The organism is Streptomyces coacervatus (genome assembly GCF_029223485.1).
Classification (GTDB): Bacteria; Actinomycetota; Actinomycetes; order Streptomycetales; family Streptomycetaceae; genus Streptomyces; species Streptomyces coacervatus.
Genome location: NZ_JARHTP010000021.1, coordinates 60604 through 77037, shown reverse-complemented (window position 1 = coordinate 77037; position 16434 = coordinate 60604). Strand labels below are relative to the sequence as shown.

Here is a 16434-nt window from a genome sequence, read left to right as displayed (position 1 = left end):
CCAATCAGTAGTAGGTCCATGGCCTCGGGGTCAGCGGCGCGGGATGAATGGGACGACGTCACCTGCGCGCTCGCCGCCCGACAACTGGCCGTTCTTGTCGGTGCGGACGTAGGCCCGGTGCAGCCAGCGGTCCTTGCCGTCCCAGCGCGCGGTGAACGGTGCACGACCGTGGGTGATCCTGAAGTTGTCGATGATTAGCAGGTCGCCCCGGGTCAGGAGAACCGGCTCGGTGACCTTTATCAGGGCCGTCGACAGCGCGTCGAAGGCTTCGATGTCCTGCGGGGTCTCGGGGGTGAGGAACGACCGATTGAAGCTGACGTACGGGTCGTCCTTGTCGCCGTACAACGTCTTCACGTTGGCCGTGGCGTCCGGGTCCGCGGCGTCGTACCGCCGCGTGAACACCCGGTCGAACAGGTAGTCCCGCACCTCATCGCTGAGCAGCGGCAGCGCTTTGCGGATCGAACCGACGAGGGTCGCGGCCTTGCCCTCGTGGTCGCCACGCGAGCAGGACAGGAGTATGTAGTTCGGCTGGCGGGCATGGTGGGAGAGGTCCGTGTGGAACTCAAGCTGGATCTTGGAGGTCTCCCCGGATAGGGGATGCGCCTCGGGCGTCGGGTACAGCTCGTGGAGGACCGTGATAGCGCGCCGATTTCCGTAGCCTTGATCATAGGCGCTGAGGAGCCCGAGCGCTCCGCCGATGATGCAGAGCATGGCCTCCATGTTCAGCAGTCGCCTGTCCTCCGGCGCCGGGCTTGATGTAGGAGTGGCTGGCAGCTCGTCATCCGGTTCGACGGGAAGACCCCGCAGGAGCAGGTAACCGTCCAGGTTGCCGTTTGCGTTGAAATCGTCCAGACCGTCGCGCAGTTCCTGCGGCAGGCGCTCCGCCAGCCGCTTCGCGTCCTCGAAGAATGCGTAGAGGTCGGCCCGCGGCACTGTCGGCAGCGTCGAGGCGAGAGCAAGAAGTTCAGCCCGGTACGGAGAGCAGTCGATGATGGATGGAGGCACGGTGCGGATCTCCCTTGGTGTGGTGTGAGTCAGAGAAGGCAGGCGATGAGACTGCGAGCCTCGACGTTGACGTAGTGACCGGAGCGGATCAGGCGGTTGAGCGAGCCCAGGGTCATCCACCGGTAGTTGTCCGGCGCGTCGATCGTGTGTTCTTCCGGGACGTTGACGACGAGGTGTGTCGTGTCTGCATGTAGGAACCGCCCACCGTCCTCCGACTGCACAGCCTTCAGGCGGATCCAGGACTGAGGGGCGTCGAGGTACTCCGCGAGTGGTGGGAGGTCCTCCGGTCCGCTGTAGGTTCCCGGGGTCAGCTGCACAGTCGGGGCGAGCTCGAGCCGGTCCGTGAGGCCGGGCTGGATCATGGCCTGGACGAGGAATTGGAGTACTCCCGCACGGCGCTGGCAGATCAGGGCCACGACGTTGCCGCTCGTCGGCTCGAGCATCGGTTGAGACCAGGCGCCGACCTCCCGGCTCGTAGCCGAGACCGACAGCCCGACGATCCGGAAATAGCGGTTCTCCCGGTGGCGGATGCTGTCCGTGCCGCTCGCCCACTCGTCCATCTCGCCGAGGCTGATGCGCCTGACGTCGAGGCTGAACTTCGACTTCTGGTCGATAAGCCAGGTCATCGCGGCGGAGACTTCGTCGTTTGAGCGGCCCGCTGCGTGTGACTCGACCACCTGGAGGCGAAACGGGTCCCGGATGTCGCCGTAGGAGTCCGCATCGTCCTGCGCGGCATAGGAGATGCCCGACAGCACCGTACGCGCGTTCATGTTCACGCGGTTCCCGCGCTCGAGCTGATGCCGCAGCTGCCCGAGCGTCAACCAAGCGAAGTCGTCCGCCACCGCGATGTGTTCGTCCTCGGGAATCTCGACGATCATGTTGCGATTCCGTTTGTGCAGGTACCAGGACGCGTGTTCTGAGAGGAGTTGGTCGAAGACGATGCGTCGTCCGGCGTGCTCCCGAAAGTACTCAAGGTATGGGGTGGGCCGGCCACCGTGCACGCGCTGATAGTTGCTGGGGGTCGCCTGAACGGTCGCAGCGTACTGGACCAGCTCGCTGTTTCCCGGCTCCATCTTCGCCTGCATCAGGAAGTGGTGGACGCCGTGGATGCGCTTCACGATGATGCCCAGGATGCCGATCTCCGGCTGAATGATGATCGGCTGGCACCACTCGGGCTTCGGACCGAAGTCCGTGCGTATCGACAGTCCCTCCACCGCGAAGAACCGGCCGGACGAGTGGGAGAGGCGGTCGCCGATCCGCCAGTTGGGCAGTGCGTCCAACGGAACTTCTTCGACGCTGTAGCTGGAGGACGCCGATCGCTTCTCGAGGAAGGAGTCGGAGTCCGGAGTTATCGCGGTGCTCGGGGTCAGGGACGATGCCAGAAATCCAGCGGAACGACTCACCTTGGTTGGCATGAAGCAGCTCTCTTCCGGGATACGGCGATGTACGACGAGATGTCACAAGCTTTCTAGGGGCCCGCAGGCCGCGATTTCCCTGGCCATGAGCTTGATTCCGGCATCGAGATCGAGCGGCTCGAATTCGATGATGTTGCGCAGCAGCGACAGATCGACCGCCAGGTTGCCGGTGTCGGTGTGTGCGCTGGGACCCGGGGCGGTCGCAATGGTGGAGCCCGTGGCGGCCCCGACTGCGTCGAGCACATTGGCGATGGAACTCCCCACGCCGGTGCCCACATTGATGGTCCCGGGGAGGTCTCGGCCCGATTCGAGCAGGTTGAGCGTCGCCGTCACGAAATCGTCGACATGGATGAAGTCCCTGGTTTGCCTCCCGTCGCCGTGGAGGGTGAAGGGCTTACCAGTCAAAGCGCTCCAGAATGCCGCAGACACGACACCCTGCCCTCGCGACCGTGGCAGGAGACGGCCGTAGACATTCACGCAGCGCAGTGAATGCGTAGAGAGGCCGTGAACTCTTCTGTAGTACTCCATGTATTCTTCGCCGACGCGTCGAGACATCCCGTAGGGAGAGGTGGGTTCTCCGGGATCCGACTCGTACTTCAGCTCGTCGCTGGGCGCGTACACGGCACCGGCGGACGACAGGAAAACGATCTTTGTCTGGGGGCTGAGCGAGCGAACCGTCTCGCAGAGCCCGATCACCAGCGAGAGCGTCCCGATCGCGTCGGCTGCGGGTGCCGCTGCCGAGGGCAACGGAAAGTGGCCGCCGGCGGTGATGATGATTGCGTCGACGTCCTGTTGGAGAGTTTCCGGCAGAAGCTCGACGCCGTCGCCGGTAAGCAGTCGGATCTCACCCGGACCGGGATCCGTGTTCTGGATGGCGAAGGGGTCGGAACGACCGATCACGGTGGTGTCCCAGCCACGGCGGGCCGCGCCCAGGGCGAGTGCGCTTCCCAGGAAACCCGCCCCGATTAGCGTGATTTGTTTCATCGTGCCGCCTGAACGTCGGTCCGTGCGCCACTGTGGCCCAACAGCAGTTCCTCTAGCCGCCGGACGACGGCTTCCTCTCCGTCGGGGCTGAGCGCGCGCGGGTCTACCTCGAGTTGGCCCAGGTGCAGCTTGAAGTCGCGCATGTAGATGGATGGAACGCCTGCTGTCATTTCCCCGGCGAGGTCAGCGGCGTTCCGCCCGGCCGAGGCGGGGTCGACGTTCAGCAGGACGCGGTGGATCAGGCGCCCGGAGTCGTCCTGGGTGACGTGGGCGGAAAGGCCGGGGAGCTTGTCCAGCCGAGCCGCGAGCCTGGTCATCCGTTCGTGTTGTGCCGCGGCACGCTTCTCTTCCGGTACGGCGGTGTACTCCCGGACAGCTTGGAGCAGCCCCAGCAGGTTCTCCTTGCCGACCTTCATGGGCCGGGCGATGCCGGCGTACTGTGCCCGGCACGCTGCGACAAGCCCGCTGTTGCCGCAGATGAATCCGGAGGTTGGTGCGCCCAGCATCTTGGGCCCGCTGTAGATGACCAGGTCGGCGCCACTCGCCACCCAGCGCCGCAGATCGCTCTCGCCCGCGGCGTCCACGATCACGGGGACGCCGTGATCGCGGCCGATGGCGACCAGCTCCGCAAGTGGCACTCCCTTGCGGTGGACCGCGTGGGTGCGGGAGGTGACGTACACCAGAGCCGCGGTCTTACTGGTGACGGCGCTGGCGACATGGCTCCGCAGAGTCTCGTTCACGGCTCCCACCTCGACGGTGCGGCCACCACCCAGCGCGATCATCTGTGTGATGGGCGCTCCTCCGTAGCTGATGGAGTGGCCCTTCTGCAGCACGATCTCGTTGGGCTGGTCACCGGGGTCGGGCAGACGCTGGACGCGGAGGGCGTCTGTCCCGGCGACAGTGGCAGCCACCGCGATCGCCATGCCGGCGGCCGCGCCGGTGACCGGGCACGCGTCTTCGCTGCCGGTGACCTCGGCGAGGAATCCGCCCGCGGCCCGCCAGAGCTGATCCAGATCGACATGGGACCGCGCGGCGTTTCCCATGGCCGTGATGACGCCCTCACTGAGCGTGCAGCCGCCCAGCGGGGTCGAGTTGGCCTGTGCGCTGACGACGGGTGCTACACCGAGGTCCTGGTACTCCATAACGTGGCTCCCTGTTCGCCTGCCGACATTCGGATGGAAGTCCGACTCATCCACCGCGTAGTTCCTTGTCCAACCAGTCCATGAAGGTGGCCATGCTGTTCTCGTAGAGCCGCTCCATACGCCGGCCGGGCCTGCCGACCGCGCCGGACTTCACCTGCTGCAGCGCGTCGGCCAGGCTGTCGGCACTGGGCTCGCGCAGGACGACTCCCAGGTTTTCGCGAGCGACCAGGTCGCCGGAGATCCCGTGGGGGTCGATGATCGTGGGTATGCCGTGCAACCAGGTGTCGCGCAGGCGCAGTCGTGTGCCGGTCTCGTTCTCTGCGCCCGGCCTTGCGATGCAGACGTATGCCTGGGCGGCCTTCACGTACTGGTCGCGTTCGGATAGTGCGAGGGGCTTCGTGTGCAGGTGGATGCGATCGCCGAGCCCAAGGTGGTCGATCGCCGTACCGACCTCGACGATGGTGGTCCGGGTGTCCTCGGTTGGCGCCGCGTGCAGGAAGGCGGCGCTGGCGTCCACGCCGCGGTCACGGAGGATCTTCATTGCCTCTACCAGCATGACGGGCTCGAAGAAGGCCCAGATGCCACCGGTCCACAAGAAGTCGGCCATATGGACCGGCTCGGCGGCGTCCGCCGCCTCGAGGCCGAGCCTGCTGAACCCGACCGGCACGGTGGTGATCAGGTGGTCCAGGGTCCAGGACCGCGCGATGTCGGCGGGCGTCGTCCGGCCGAATGCGCACAACGTCGACAACAGGGCTGCACGCTCCACCTGGGAGCGGCAGAGGAAGTGGTGTGTGACCTGCAGAAGGCGTCGGTAGGTGCCGAGGAATCGCTGATGCTCGCCGATCGGGTCGGCGCTGGCGAGCACCGAGGGATAGCTCATGTGCTCGATGGGTGCCCGGCATTCGCCGATGATCAGTTTGCGGTGGGCGACGGCGAGCTCGATCCGGTCCCTGTCCGGGGTGTCGAAAAACATGACGGCGTCGGCCGTAGCGATGGCGCGAGCCGCCTCCTCACCGGGCGGGACTTCCTCCGCCGCACCCAGATCGACGGTGTCAGAGGCGGATGACGTGATTACCCGCACCGTATACCGTCGGCTGAGGACCTGGGCGATCTCCGCGAGGCGCTGGCCTGCGCCGGCGATGGAGGTCTCGGACAGGGAGTACGAACCTGCGTCGACGACGACGATTGGTTGGTCGGTCATTGCTCTGCGCGCACCATCCAGTCAGGAGAACTCGACGAAGTAGAAGGGTGGGCCGCACTGTTCGCGAACGCGCAGGCTGCCGCCGCCGTCCCTGCGGATGCCGGCCCGAGCGTTGCTGAACTCCTTGGCCAGCGCGTGGACGGCGGGCTCGCGTCCCCCCATGAAGGTGAGCTCGTTGACCCCCAGGCGGAGCGCCGGGCCGGGCAGTCCGGGGAGGTCAACCTGGACGTTGACCCGGATGCCGTGGTCGTACAGGGACTCTGAGAACCGGTCGGTCTGCTCCGCGTTTCCGATCCTCACCCAGACCTGGTGGGTGCTCGTGGTGTGGCCGTCCTCATCTGCGGCCACATCGAATCCGTCCGCCGCCAGCAGCTTGCTGAACAGCCGCGCGTTGCCGATCACCTGTTCCGCGTAGGCCTGGCCGAAGTGGCTGAACTCCGCAGCGGCGAGTCCCAGCGCTAGCGTTTCGGAGAAATGGTGACTGCTGAGCATCGTGAACTGTGCATCCTTGAGCCGCTGGTGCAGCTCCGGGCTCCGGGTGAACAAGACACCCTTGTGTGGCCCGGGAAAGGTTTTGTGCGTGGAGCCACCCATCGTGTCGGCGCCGGCGTCGAGCGGGTTGCCCAGAGCGCCTCCGAGGATTAGTCCCATCGTGTGGCTGCAGTCGACGTGCAGAAGCGTCAGCGGGGAGTGCTTCCTGATGAGTTCTGTGACACGGGAAACTTCCAGTTCGTGGCGGCTGTTCTGAAGGTCCAGATAGACCAGTTCGGGTTCGTGCTCGCGTAGGACCTGCTCGAGTCGTGGCTCGTCGACCTGGCCGCGGACGACGGGAACCGTCGCCGACTTGAAGCCGAGCCGACGGGCCATGTCCGCGGTGGCGTAGTGCCCGCCGGACGCTGCATCGATGGAGACGACCGAACCACCCGGCTTCCCGCCGAGACCGGCCATCGCCATCATCATGGCCGACAGACCGGATATGGGGCGTTCGTTGACGTGGGGAGCGCGGGCGAGCCGACTCAGGTGACCGATGGTCAGCTCTGTCTCGATCTCGGCCACGCCCTGGCCACCCCGGAACTGCCAGAAGCCTGGGTCCAACGCGTCGTTAAAGAAGTATCGGTTGTAGTAGTCACTGCTGAGAGGCAGCTGAGCCAGCGGTGACAGCTTGTTCTCGCTCGGCACAAGATTGACGGCGACATCCGACTTTCGCTGCTGACAACGAAATCGATCTATGATCTTGTGGAGTTCATTGATGTCAGTCATGTCCTGGATCCCCCGAGTAAGTTTGCTTGTCGAGTAATTATCGGGCGAATCGTGAATGCCTGATATCCGGGAGGTGTGGCTAATCTGCGCGCTTTCCCTGTACGACAATCCAGTCTTCTGAATGTGCAGCCAGTTGTCCACCGACTCTTCGTCGTCGGCGGATCGGCCGACCCTTCCTGATGTGGATCAAGCGAAATGGACTTCCCTGAGCGCCGCCAATACGCTCACGATGCCGTTCACAGGTTTTTCGTGGTGCGCAGACACCGGCACGCCATCTGCAACTCGATCGTCCGGGACCCCGACAGACCCTGCTCGTCGCGCAGGTATCGGGCCACCTACGCGTCCACGGCCTGCTGGGTCTCGACCGGCAGCGCGATCGCGCTGGCGTCGGTGCTCAAGAGCCCGACGATCTCCTCGGCGGTGGCGGTCATCGGCCAGGTCAGGCGCAGCTCGACGAGAGGGCTGAACAGCGAGCCGGGCTGCGGATCCTGGACGTTGTGGCTCGGCGCCTGAGCGGTGGCTTCCTGGCCACCCTCGCGGACCCGCAGTGCGCGGGTGAAGCGGTCGAGTTGGGCCACCCAGGGGACGGACAGGTCCCGGTGGTTCCACAGGACACCGAACGTGCCGCCGCCTCGGAGTACCCGTGCGATTTCAGGGACAGCGCGCCGCGGATCCAACCATTGCCAGGCCATGGAGATCAGCAGTGCGTCGGCCCGGCCGTCGGGCAGCGGTATCTGCTCGGCCGTCCCCGGTATCAGAAGCGCATGCGGACAGTTGCGAGCGAGGGTCTCACGCATCTGCGGGTCAGGCTCGACGGCGACGACCTGTCGCACGCGCCCCTCGAGGCTGCGGGTCACCGCGCCGGTGCCGTCGGCGAGGTCCACGACCGTCTCGCAGCCGTCCGGCAGGAGCCAGTCCAGAGCTGCTGTCGGAACACGGGGACGGAAGCGGTCGTAACGAACGGCGATCTCCCCGAAGGACAGCCCCGGTGATCCTCTGTCGGCCATGTCCGGCGCCTCCTCAGCGGTCGCTTCTCTCAAGAGGAACATGTTGCTTTCTTGTCGACCTCGACCCCTTGGGCCAGTTCGCCCGTCAATGCGATTCCTGTTCTCCGGGAGAATGTAGAACTTCAACGTCGGCGATTGCCTGCTTGAATACTAATCAATACTCTGATTGGCTTGTTGCCGTGTCCAGTGGCCCTTCGTCCATGGGGCAGCAGCCGGGGTGACCGGCGCGCGCCAGTGGCTTGATCACTTCGGTAAGAGGGCCCTCGCAGCCCCAGGAGTAAATAGCGGGCGGACGGCTGGTGCGATATTGCTCTCCGGTTATTGTTCTCATAGCGATACATGCCAATGAGGGGAAGTTCCTCGATGGACGAGGTGAAGGTCGAGCAGGACCTGGTGCGCGCGCTGCTGCGGGATCGGCACCTGGATCTCGCAGACCTTGAGCTGCGTGACGTCAGTGAGCCCTTTCCAACCTCCCGTGTCAGCTGGGAAGTTGGGATGACAGACAGATGAAGCCCCTGGTAGATGGGTTTTCGACCAAGAGAACCGTGTCCACCAGAGGCTTCGTATGCTTGTCTACCCGTCCGGCGTCGACGTGTCCAGCTCTGCCCTGCGCTTCCTCGCTGCTCGCCTGAGGGAGCACCGCCGCGCTCTCGGAACCCGATGGCGGCGCCTGAACGCAGGCCGACAGGCTCTGCTTACCCTCGCCCACCTGCGTAACGGCCAGCCCTACGCCCAGCTCGCGGCCGGATTCGAGATCGGCACCACCACCGCCTACCGATACATCACCGAGGCCGTCAAGCTCCTGGCCGCCCTCGCCCCCACCCTCACCGAAGCCGTACGAGCGGCGTCGGCGAAGGCGTACGTGATCCTGGACGGGACGCTCCTGCCCATCGACCGAATCGCCGCCGATCGCCCGTTCTACTCGGGCAAACACAAGAAGCACGGCATGAACGTGCAGGTCATAGCCGATCCGAAGGGGCGTCTGATGTGGGCTTCACCAGCCTTGGCCGGCGCCGTCCACGACGTCCGGGCCGCACGCGAGCACAGCATCATCGAGGCACTCGCCGAGGCCGACATCACCTGCTGGGCTGACAAGGGCTACCAGGGCGCAGGCGGCACGGTCCGTCTCCCTTACCGCGGCCCATGGGACAGCCTCTCCGCCGGCCAGCAGGCCGTCAACCGGTCCCACGCGAAGATCCGCGCACTGGTCGAGCAGGCCATTGCCACCCTCAAGTCCTGGCGCCTCCTGCGCAAAATCCGCTGTTCGACGACCCGGATCACGAGCCTCGTCCAAGCCGTCCTGGTCCTCCAGCTCGCCGCCACGGGCTGAGATCAACCCGCAGCATTCACCAGGTCCGTCAATTCGGCCTCGGTCGTCCCAGCCCGCAGACGAACGTCGAAGGTGTAACCCTCATCGCAGAACACCAGGTCAAGGTGCCTGGGCGTCAGCCTGCGGAAGACGATCGCCAACCAGATCGCGTCTTCCTCCCAGACGTCCATGTACAGGCAGGCACCGTCCTCGTGCAGATACGCCTCACCTGGGCCGTTCTCCGTCTTGAACTGCCATATGAGGCTGCGCACTTCGCTGCGGTGCATCGAGTCGATCTCGACCTCAGACCACCGGACACGGATCGCGTCCGTCAGCGCATCCCGATCGATGCGCCATCCGTCCGCATCACCCTCGACCACCGCCAAGAACGTCATAGTCAGGGTCTACCAGACGTCCGTGACACATCGCCGATCAGCTGTCGCCTGAAGTTGGAATGGGCTCAGTGGAGGTTGGGACAATCAGGTGTGGCGCCTCGGGGAGAAGCTGGCTGTGCGCTTGCCGCGCACCGAGCGAGCACCGGCGCTGCCGCGCACGGAGCACAGGTAGCTGCCGGTGCTGGCCGAGCGCCTGCCGCTGCCCACGCCCACCCCGGTCCGCGTGGGCAAGCCTTCTCAGCTGTTCGAGCACACCTGGGCGATCGCGCGCTGGGTCGAAGGTGAACCGGCCGATCGTGGACCGATCACGCGGATGGAGGCGGCCGAGACTCTCGCGTGCTTCTTGAGCGCGCTGCATCATCAGGCGCCGGCTGACGCCCCGACCAGCCAATCGCGCGGCATCCCCCTTGCAGAAGTCCAGCAGATCGACCACTGGTTCACGGTCGTCGGGGACTACGCGGACGCCGAAGCCGCGCGGCAAGTACGGGAAAAGGCCGTTGCGGCGCCCGCTTGGCAGGGCGCGCCGCTCTGGCTGCATGGTGACCTGCATCCGGCAAACGTGGTCGTCCGGCACGGGACGCTCGCCGGGGTGATCGACTTTGGCGAGATGTGCGCAGGTGATCCCGCGACCGATCTGTCAGCCGCCTGGATCCTGTTGCCTGTCGGCGCGGCGACTCCGTTCTTCGACGCCTACGAACGCGCCGACGAGGCCACCATCGCCCGAGCTCGAGGCTGGGCCGTCCTTCGCGCCCTGACCCTGATCGAGATCGGACAGAACGGAAGACTCGGTCTGCCCGGAGGCAAGCCGACCTGGGAACCAGCAGGTTACGCAACCCTTGAACGGGTCCTGGCCACAAGCTGATCGCGCGGCTGGGCGGTAAGGAGTAGGCGGAGTGCGGCCGCGGTGTCGGCGTGCTGTGCACGCCCTCGCCGCAACGATCACGTTGATGATCCCGGGGGTTCCGAGGCGAGAACCTCTGCCAGGCGGGCCACGCTCGGTGCTGCGAACAGCGTGCGCAGTGACACTTCCAACCCCAGCGACGACCTGATCTCCGCGATCAGCCGGACGGCCAACATGGAATCGCCGCCGATCTCGAAGAAGTTGTCAAAGACGCCGACCGGCCCTGAACCGAACGCCGCCTGCCACGCGGCGGCCAACCGCTTCTCCAGTTCCGTGCGCGGGAGCGTGGGCTCGCTGTCATTCTCCAGCTCAGCCAAGTGGGCTGCCACCAAGGCGTCAATCGCCTTGAGGTCCCGTTTCCCATTGCTGGCTTCCGGCAGCCCGCCCACGAAGATCACATCACTCGGAACGGCGACCGAGGGCAGCAGATCCAGCAGTCGGCCCCGGAGGTCCAGTGCGCGCGCCGAGGACGGGTCAGGGTGTGCCACCACGCCGATCAACCGCTGCCGCGCACCGTCGCCCCGTTGCACCACTGCTGCGTCGTGGCCGGAGGTCACCTTGCACAACGCTGTCTCGATCTCGCCCAGTTCCACCCGGACCCCGCGGATCTTCACCTGAGTGTCCGCCCGGCCGACGAACTCCAGATCGCCTTCGGGCGAGCGGAACACCAGGTCCCCGGTGCGGTACATGCGCTCGCCCGGTTCGCCGAACGGGTTCGCCACGAAAGCCTTGGCGGTCAGATCGGCCCGGCCCAGGTAACCACGGGCCAGCCCGGAGCCCGCAATGTACAACTCCCCCGTGGAGCCGTCGGGTACCGGCTGCAGCGTCTGATCCAGGACGTAACACCGTGAATTCAGCACCGGACGCCCGATAGGAGCGATTCCCTGCGCCAGTCCGGGCCGGCATGCCCAGGACGTGGACTCTATCGATGCCTCGGTGGGCCCGTACACATTCAGCAGGCCGACGCGCAGGAGAGAGAAGAAGCGATCGACAGTAGTGGTCGGCAGCGCCTCGCCACCACAGATCACATGGCGCAGGGTTGTGCAGTCGGCGGCGTTCGGATGCGCTAGGAACTCCCGAAGCGTGGTGGGGACGAACTGTGCCGATGTGATCCCCGCCCCTCGGATCAAAGCAACCAGGTAGTCCGTGTCTCGATGGCCGCCGTCCTCTGCCACCACCAGGAGTGCGCCGACCCAGAGCGGCCAGAACCACTCGTGAATGGAGGGATCGAAGGTCAGCGGGGTCTTCAGCAGCACGCGATCCCGCTCGGTCAACGGATGGTCGTGCTGCCACCAGCGCAGAGTGTTGACGATGCCGCTGTGCGGCACCACCACGCCTTTGGGCACGCCCGTAGAGCCAGACGTGAACAGCACGTAGGCCGCGTTCCGTTCAGAGAGCGCCCCAGACCGTTCCGCTGACCGCAGCGGGCTCCCGTCCAAGGCCTCGATCGCCAGAACCGTGTCCGGATCGTCGAGTACGACCTGAGGCACGTGTCCAGCAGACAGGCCTGGGGCAGCTCCGTGGGTTGTCAGTACCGCGACAGGCGCGGCGTTCCGCAACACCTGTCTCGTGCGGTTGGCGGGGCCTTCGGGGTCCAGCGGCAAGTAGGCTGCACCGGCTTTGAGAACGGCCAGCATCGCGATCACCGCTCGCGCCGAACGCGGCATGTGCAGTGCGACGAGCCGCTCCGGCCCAGCTCCCAGGATGATCAGATACCGCGCCAACTGGTCGGCTTGCGCCGCCAATTGGGCGTAGGTCAGAGTCTGCCCCTGGAAGAGCAGGGCCGGCGCTTCGGGGGTCAGGGCCGCTTGCCTGTCGAAGAGTCCCGGCAAGGTAGAGGCTGAACTGCGAATGTCCGGTAAAGACACCATGGTTTCCTCGGCTTCCCGTTCGGCTACGCCTTGAGCACAGGACGGCAATAGCCTGCTCTATTGATGACTGCCCTGGACGGGGGTACTCACCCTGGCTTCGATGAATTCCAACAGCTCAGCCGCCTGATCGACCAGATACATGTGCCCCCCTTCGAATTGATGCCGAGTCAACGGCTGCGCACTGACCTCTGTCCACCCTTCCATTTCCTCGGCGCTGACCAGATTGTCGTCCCGCCCACGCAGAATGGTAAGCGCGGCCTTGAGGGGCTCCGTGGTGGATGGGCGGTAGTTTTCATGCATTCTGACGTCGGCGCGAAGAGTGGGGAGCAGGAATTCGCGTAGTTCTGGCCGCTGGAGAGCGGGATGAGAGTACTCGATGAAGCGAGTGAGCTCGATGAGAAAAGCATCGTCGTCGAGGTCCGAAACCAGGTTCCTCAGGCGTTGGGGGGGAGCGGGAGCGCCGCTCGCGAAAAGGTGGTCGATCCGGAACTCTCCGGATCGCGCTACGCGGTGAGCCAGTTCAAACCCCAGAACTGCTCCGAGGCAGTGCCCGAAGAACGCAACGGATTCCGCTCCCGCAAGAGTCCGGCTCAGGGCGGGCAGCATGTCGTCGATTGCCGCCGATACCTCTTCGTAGGGCGGATCCAGTATCCTGTCCTCGCGGCCCGGAAGGAGCACCGGGACAATGGTGAGCCCGTCCGGTGCGAATTCCTGCCACTTGCGAAAGAACGCGGTGCCTCCGCCCGAGAAGGGCAAGCAGATAAGATGTGTCGGTGGCATGTCCGGCTTCTCCTACTCGTCCGTCCCGGAACGGGACCGGCTGTAGAGGGTTCCTTCGCTCCAGATGTGGTCCACGCCTCCCCACTCCGCGGCTGAGGCGACATCCGGAAAGAAGCCGCTTCCGTTCAGATTGGCGCTGGTATTGCAGAGCACCGGGATGCCGCTGAGCCGGTGGTATTCGTTAAGAATTGTCGCCAGGTTCGGATCATCGGCCTTGCTCACCGTTTGTAGCCGCGCTGTCCCATCGAGGTGCATCGCCGCCGGGATCCGGCCGACCCATTCCGGGCGTACCCAGTGCTCGAACAGCATGTACGGGTCCGGTGTCCCGGGCTCGAAGACCTCAGGGGCGTGCTCGACCAGACAGATCGGTGCCACGGGACGGTAGTGCTCACGCCGCTTGACATCGTTCAGCACCGCCTTCATGGCGGGGTCGGTCGCCGGCGCAAGGATGCTGCGCGCCCCGAGGGCGCGCGGGCCCAACTCGGCGCGACCGTGCAGCACCACCACCGGTCGGCCGGACGTGTGCAGGAGCCTGGCCACTTCCTTGGGCCCGCAGGCGGTGACCGTCCAGCCCTCGGGTGTCGGGTCTGTCGGACGCAACGCGGGGCCTAGCCGGACCCCCCACTCGATCGGCCTCAATCCGTGCCCCGAGCCGAGGTGGGCGCAGGCGGTACCGATCGCCGATCCGGAATCGTCGGGGAACGGCGGCACCCACAGAGAACGGATCATCGGGTGGGAGCGCAGGGCGCTGTTCCACTTGATGTTCAGTGCGCAGCCCCCGGCAAAACACAGGTTCCAGGGCTCATCGCCCTTCCAGGTCCGTATCTTGGCCGTCACCCGGTCGAGGAGGAGCTCTTCCAGGAAGGCGTGCACGCTGGCCAGCACATCCTCGTCGCTCACTCCCAGTTTCTCCGTGCGCTCCTGCACCTCGGTGAGATAGGCGTGCACGTACGAGTGAGAGGGCTCGCCGGTGCTGCCGCAGCCGATGATCCGCGCCCGATATGCCCGGACTGAGGCGGTGTCGGCCTCGAAGTGCTTCTGGAACAGCTCCCGAAGGACCTGCTTGACGCTCTCGACGGGCTTCCCCAACGCAATGTAGGCCATCATCTTTCCGGCCACGGACAGATCGTCCACCGTCCGGGATTTATTGCTTCGACGGAAGGGTCCGTAATATTGGGATGCCATCGAATAGGTGTGCCCGATCAAAGGAAACGCCTCGCCGCCGGGCTCGACCCGGCCGTCGGGCGATACGCAGTAGAGCCGTGGAAAGCAGCCACCGTCCCAGACCAGTACCATGGATGGCTCCCCCCTGCGCGCAAAGGGGCTCGTGCTGTAGGCCGCAGCCATATGACTGGCGACATGCACATAACTGGCGTACTCCGTGGATCGGCCGCCGAGACTCAGCTTTCCTACGTAACCCGGCTGACATGGGTCGGGTACCCGAGCGGTCTCCCGGTACGGAGCAAGCTGCACGTCGACGAGTTGGCCATTGATGCGCGCAGCTGCCTGTCCGTACTCTGAACCGTCCCAGCCGTCAATGGCCCACTGGTCCACGTCGGCGAGTGTGTAGCCGTATTCGGCGAATATTTCGGGGAGCATGTCGAGATCATCGAAATTGCTGTACCGGCGATTGTTGGCGAGTTTCTGCATCTCGATGTGAAACTCAAGCTTCCCGTCGTTGATGAGAGCGATGCCGCCACTTTGGGTGAGTTTGAGTCCTGCGATGATCACGAATATTCTCCGTTCGGTGTGGGCTGTGGAAAAACCGACTGGCCAAGACCCATAGCGGTAGTGATTGCAGGATCAGTTACTCATCGCCTGGTAGGCGGCTCTCCAGAATTCGAGATAGATTGGCAAGCCTTTCCAGTCCGTACGCTGGATGATGAGAATCGTCGTCATGCCCGTCGCCGGGTCATTGATCCAGGAAGTTCCGTACTTGCCATACCATCCGTAGCTCCCGACGGAGGGCCCCATGCGCGCCGGCCACGTGCGGACTGACACCCCAAAACCCCATCCGTATTCCTTGAAGAAGGACGCTGGCACAAATCTAGAGAGCTCCTTCTGCGCTGGCGTCAAATGGTTGCTCGTCATCAGCGTGACCGATTCCCGTGAGAGAACCCGCTGACCGTGGAGCAGGGCCGATGCGAAGGCAAGGTAGTCGTCGGCGGTCGACACGAGCCCAGTGGCGGGGGCCTTGAACGTCGGTGGCTGCCTCCATCGCCCGTCGGGACCATCGGCGGCGACGAGTTTGCCGGTGACTTCGTCACGTTCGTATGCGGTCGCCAGCCGACTGGCGCTGCCGCTGTCCACACTCAAGGCTGTGTCTCGCATCCCGAGCGGCTCGCAGATCCGTTCGCGCAGAGCGTCCTTCAGGGACAGACCAGTGGCTCGGGCGATGAGGATGCCCGTCACGATGGGGCCGATGTTGTACATGAAGCGCTCACCCGGCTGGTGGACGAGCGGCAACCTGCCGAGTCGGCGGATCCAAGTGTCCGGCGACGGCTCGGCGTTGTCCGGGCCTTGCCCTTGCCCTATCGCGTCAAGCGCGTCGGCGATGGGCACCGTTCCCGGTTCCGCGATGCCCGCACCGGTCACGACCGTGCCGGTGCCGAGGCGGCAGGTGAGCAGATCCCGCAACGTGATGGAGCGTTCCGCCGGCACGGTCTTGTCCAGCGGCCCGTCCGGGTCGGCGAGCACGCTCATGTCGGCCAGTTCGGGAAGGAGCGAGTCGACCGGGTCGTCGAGTTGGAGCGTGTGGTCCTGTACGAGCGTCATCGCGCAGGCGGCAATGATCGGCTTCGTCATCGATGCGATGCGGCAGATGGTGTCGGCTGCCATCGGCGTCTTCGACCCGGCGCCCTCGAAGGCGAGAGTGCCCGCTGCTTCGAGGTGGACGTCACCGCCGCGGGCGATGACCCCGACCACGCCCGGGCCGTGGCCGGCGTCAACATAACGATCAAGCACGTCTCGTACGCGGGCCAGCCGTTTCAACGAGAGGCCGCCAGTGGTCACTCTCCTCCTCCTCGCCGTCATGGTCGCGAGCCTTTGCCGCGCCGGATGCTGACCTGAACACGGAGCGATCCGTTTCAACGGGCCGTCCCTCACATACGGCATGAGTCGAGGACCGCCAATAGAGACACTGGGCGCGATTGGCGTCCAGGTCA

General features: G+C 65.2%; 15 protein-coding genes. 3 read left to right on the top strand and 12 right to left on the bottom strand.

From position 1 onward, the window contains the following. Positions 1–30: 30 nt before the first annotated feature. The 7 genes from cs1 to P2Q00_RS40080 all read right to left on the bottom strand — a co-directional run bounded on the left by cs1 (position 31) and on the right by P2Q00_RS40080 (position 8014). The gene (cs1, locus tag P2Q00_RS40110; RefSeq protein WP_338059396.1) at positions 31–1005 is read right to left on the bottom strand and encodes a clavaminate synthase Cs1; all 975 of its coding nucleotides are present in this window, start codon (positions 1003–1005) and stop codon (positions 31–33) included. 29 nt (positions 1006–1034) lie between these two features. After that, on the bottom strand, positions 1035–2420 hold the full coding sequence (locus P2Q00_RS40105; protein WP_275779421.1) for an NDP-hexose 2,3-dehydratase family protein: 1386 nt from the start codon (positions 2418–2420) through the stop codon (positions 1035–1037). A 42-nt stretch (positions 2421–2462) separates the two neighbouring features. Further along, entirely contained in the window at positions 2463–3404 is a 942-nt protein-coding gene (locus tag P2Q00_RS40100) for an NAD-dependent epimerase/dehydratase family protein (protein ID WP_275779420.1), read from the bottom strand. Beyond that, positions 3401–4546, bottom strand: a complete 1146-nt coding sequence (locus tag P2Q00_RS40095) for a PLP-dependent aminotransferase family protein (protein WP_275779419.1) — start codon at positions 4544–4546, stop codon at positions 3401–3403. The genes P2Q00_RS40100 and P2Q00_RS40095 overlap by 4 nt, the downstream gene beginning before the upstream one ends. A gap of 46 nt (positions 4547–4592) precedes the next feature. Further along, positions 4593–5747 carry a hypothetical protein gene (locus tag P2Q00_RS40090; RefSeq protein WP_275779417.1) on the bottom strand — a complete coding sequence of 385 codons (1155 nt, stop codon included), beginning with the start codon at positions 5745–5747 and terminating at the stop codon, positions 4593–4595. A gap of 21 nt (positions 5748–5768) precedes the next feature. Next, entirely contained in the window at positions 5769–7007 is a 1239-nt protein-coding gene (locus P2Q00_RS40085; protein ID WP_275779415.1) for a PLP-dependent aminotransferase family protein, read from the bottom strand. A gap of 335 nt (positions 7008–7342) precedes the next feature. Next, on the bottom strand, positions 7343–8014 hold the full coding sequence (locus P2Q00_RS40080; RefSeq protein WP_275779414.1) for a class I SAM-dependent methyltransferase: 672 nt from the start codon (positions 8012–8014) through the stop codon (positions 7343–7345). 363 nt (positions 8015–8377) lie between these two features. On the opposite strand from P2Q00_RS40080, the gene P2Q00_RS40075 reads away from it, so the two are divergent. Both P2Q00_RS40075 and P2Q00_RS40070 read left to right on the top strand, forming a co-directional pair. Beyond that, a complete protein-coding gene (locus P2Q00_RS40075) occupies positions 8378–8524 on the top strand; it encodes a hypothetical protein (protein WP_275779413.1) in 147 nt (48 codons plus the stop codon). A gap of 55 nt (positions 8525–8579) precedes the next feature. Further along, complete coding sequence (locus tag P2Q00_RS40070; RefSeq protein WP_275779411.1) at positions 8580–9344, top strand: IS5 family transposase; 765 nt, start codon at positions 8580–8582, stop codon at positions 9342–9344. Positions 9345–9346: 2 nt separating this feature from the next. On the opposite strand, the gene P2Q00_RS40065 is transcribed toward P2Q00_RS40070, so the two are convergent. Beyond that, positions 9347–9718, bottom strand: coding sequence for a hypothetical protein (locus tag P2Q00_RS40065; protein WP_275779409.1), 372 nt, complete (start codon positions 9716–9718; stop codon positions 9347–9349). A gap of 178 nt (positions 9719–9896) precedes the next feature. On the opposite strand from P2Q00_RS40065, the gene P2Q00_RS40060 reads away from it, so the two are divergent. Then, entirely contained in the window at positions 9897–10580 is a 684-nt protein-coding gene (locus tag P2Q00_RS40060; protein ID WP_338059395.1) for a phosphotransferase, read from the top strand. 77 nt (positions 10581–10657) lie between these two features. Here the strand turns inward: P2Q00_RS40060 and P2Q00_RS40055 are convergent, their stop codons facing one another. From P2Q00_RS40055 to P2Q00_RS40040, 4 genes are all read right to left on the bottom strand, one after another. Continuing rightward, positions 10658–12490 (bottom strand): non-ribosomal peptide synthetase, encoded by a 1833-nt coding sequence (locus P2Q00_RS40055; protein WP_275779408.1) that lies wholly within the window; start codon positions 12488–12490, stop codon positions 10658–10660. 57 nt (positions 12491–12547) lie between these two features. Further along, on the bottom strand, positions 12548–13270 hold the full coding sequence (locus P2Q00_RS40050; protein WP_275779406.1) for a thioesterase II family protein: 723 nt from the start codon (positions 13268–13270) through the stop codon (positions 12548–12550). Between the two features lie 12 nt (positions 13271–13282). Continuing rightward, a complete protein-coding gene (locus P2Q00_RS40045; protein ID WP_275779403.1) occupies positions 13283–15001 on the bottom strand; it encodes a carbamoyltransferase N-terminal domain-containing protein in 1719 nt (572 codons plus the stop codon). A gap of 72 nt (positions 15002–15073) precedes the next feature. Further along, entirely contained in the window at positions 15074–16282 is a 1209-nt protein-coding gene (locus P2Q00_RS40040; protein ID WP_275779401.1) for a serine hydrolase domain-containing protein, read from the bottom strand. Positions 16283–16434: the final 152 nt, after the last annotated feature.

What these genes read in the sequence shown, in the direction of transcription:
- P2Q00_RS40105 (WP_275779421.1), bottom strand. Translation starts at nt 2,420, where the DNA reads ATGCCAACCAAGGTGAGTCGTTCCGCTGGATTTCTGGCATCGTCCCTG.
- P2Q00_RS40070 (WP_275779411.1), top strand. Translation starts at nt 8,580, where the DNA reads ATGCTTGTCTACCCGTCCGGCGTCGACGTGTCCAGCTCTGCCCTGCGC.
- P2Q00_RS40055 (WP_275779408.1), bottom strand. Translation starts at nt 12,490, where the DNA reads ATGGTGTCTTTACCGGACATTCGCAGTTCAGCCTCTACCTTGCCGGGA.
- P2Q00_RS40095 (WP_275779419.1), bottom strand. Translation starts at nt 4,546, where the DNA reads ATGGAGTACCAGGACCTCGGTGTAGCACCCGTCGTCAGCGCACAGGCC.
- P2Q00_RS40100 (WP_275779420.1), bottom strand. Translation starts at nt 3,404, where the DNA reads ATGAAACAAATCACGCTAATCGGGGCGGGTTTCCTGGGAAGCGCACTC.
- P2Q00_RS40080 (WP_275779414.1), bottom strand. Translation starts at nt 8,014, where the DNA reads ATGGCCGACAGAGGATCACCGGGGCTGTCCTTCGGGGAGATCGCCGTT.
- P2Q00_RS40065 (WP_275779409.1), bottom strand. Translation starts at nt 9,718, where the DNA reads ATGACGTTCTTGGCGGTGGTCGAGGGTGATGCGGACGGATGGCGCATC.
- P2Q00_RS40075 (WP_275779413.1), top strand. Translation starts at nt 8,378, where the DNA reads ATGGACGAGGTGAAGGTCGAGCAGGACCTGGTGCGCGCGCTGCTGCGG.
- P2Q00_RS40050 (WP_275779406.1), bottom strand. Translation starts at nt 13,270, where the DNA reads ATGCCACCGACACATCTTATCTGCTTGCCCTTCTCGGGCGGAGGCACC.
- P2Q00_RS40085 (WP_275779415.1), bottom strand. Translation starts at nt 7,007, where the DNA reads ATGACTGACATCAATGAACTCCACAAGATCATAGATCGATTTCGTTGT.
- P2Q00_RS40090 (WP_275779417.1), bottom strand. Translation starts at nt 5,747, where the DNA reads ATGACCGACCAACCAATCGTCGTCGTCGACGCAGGTTCGTACTCCCTG.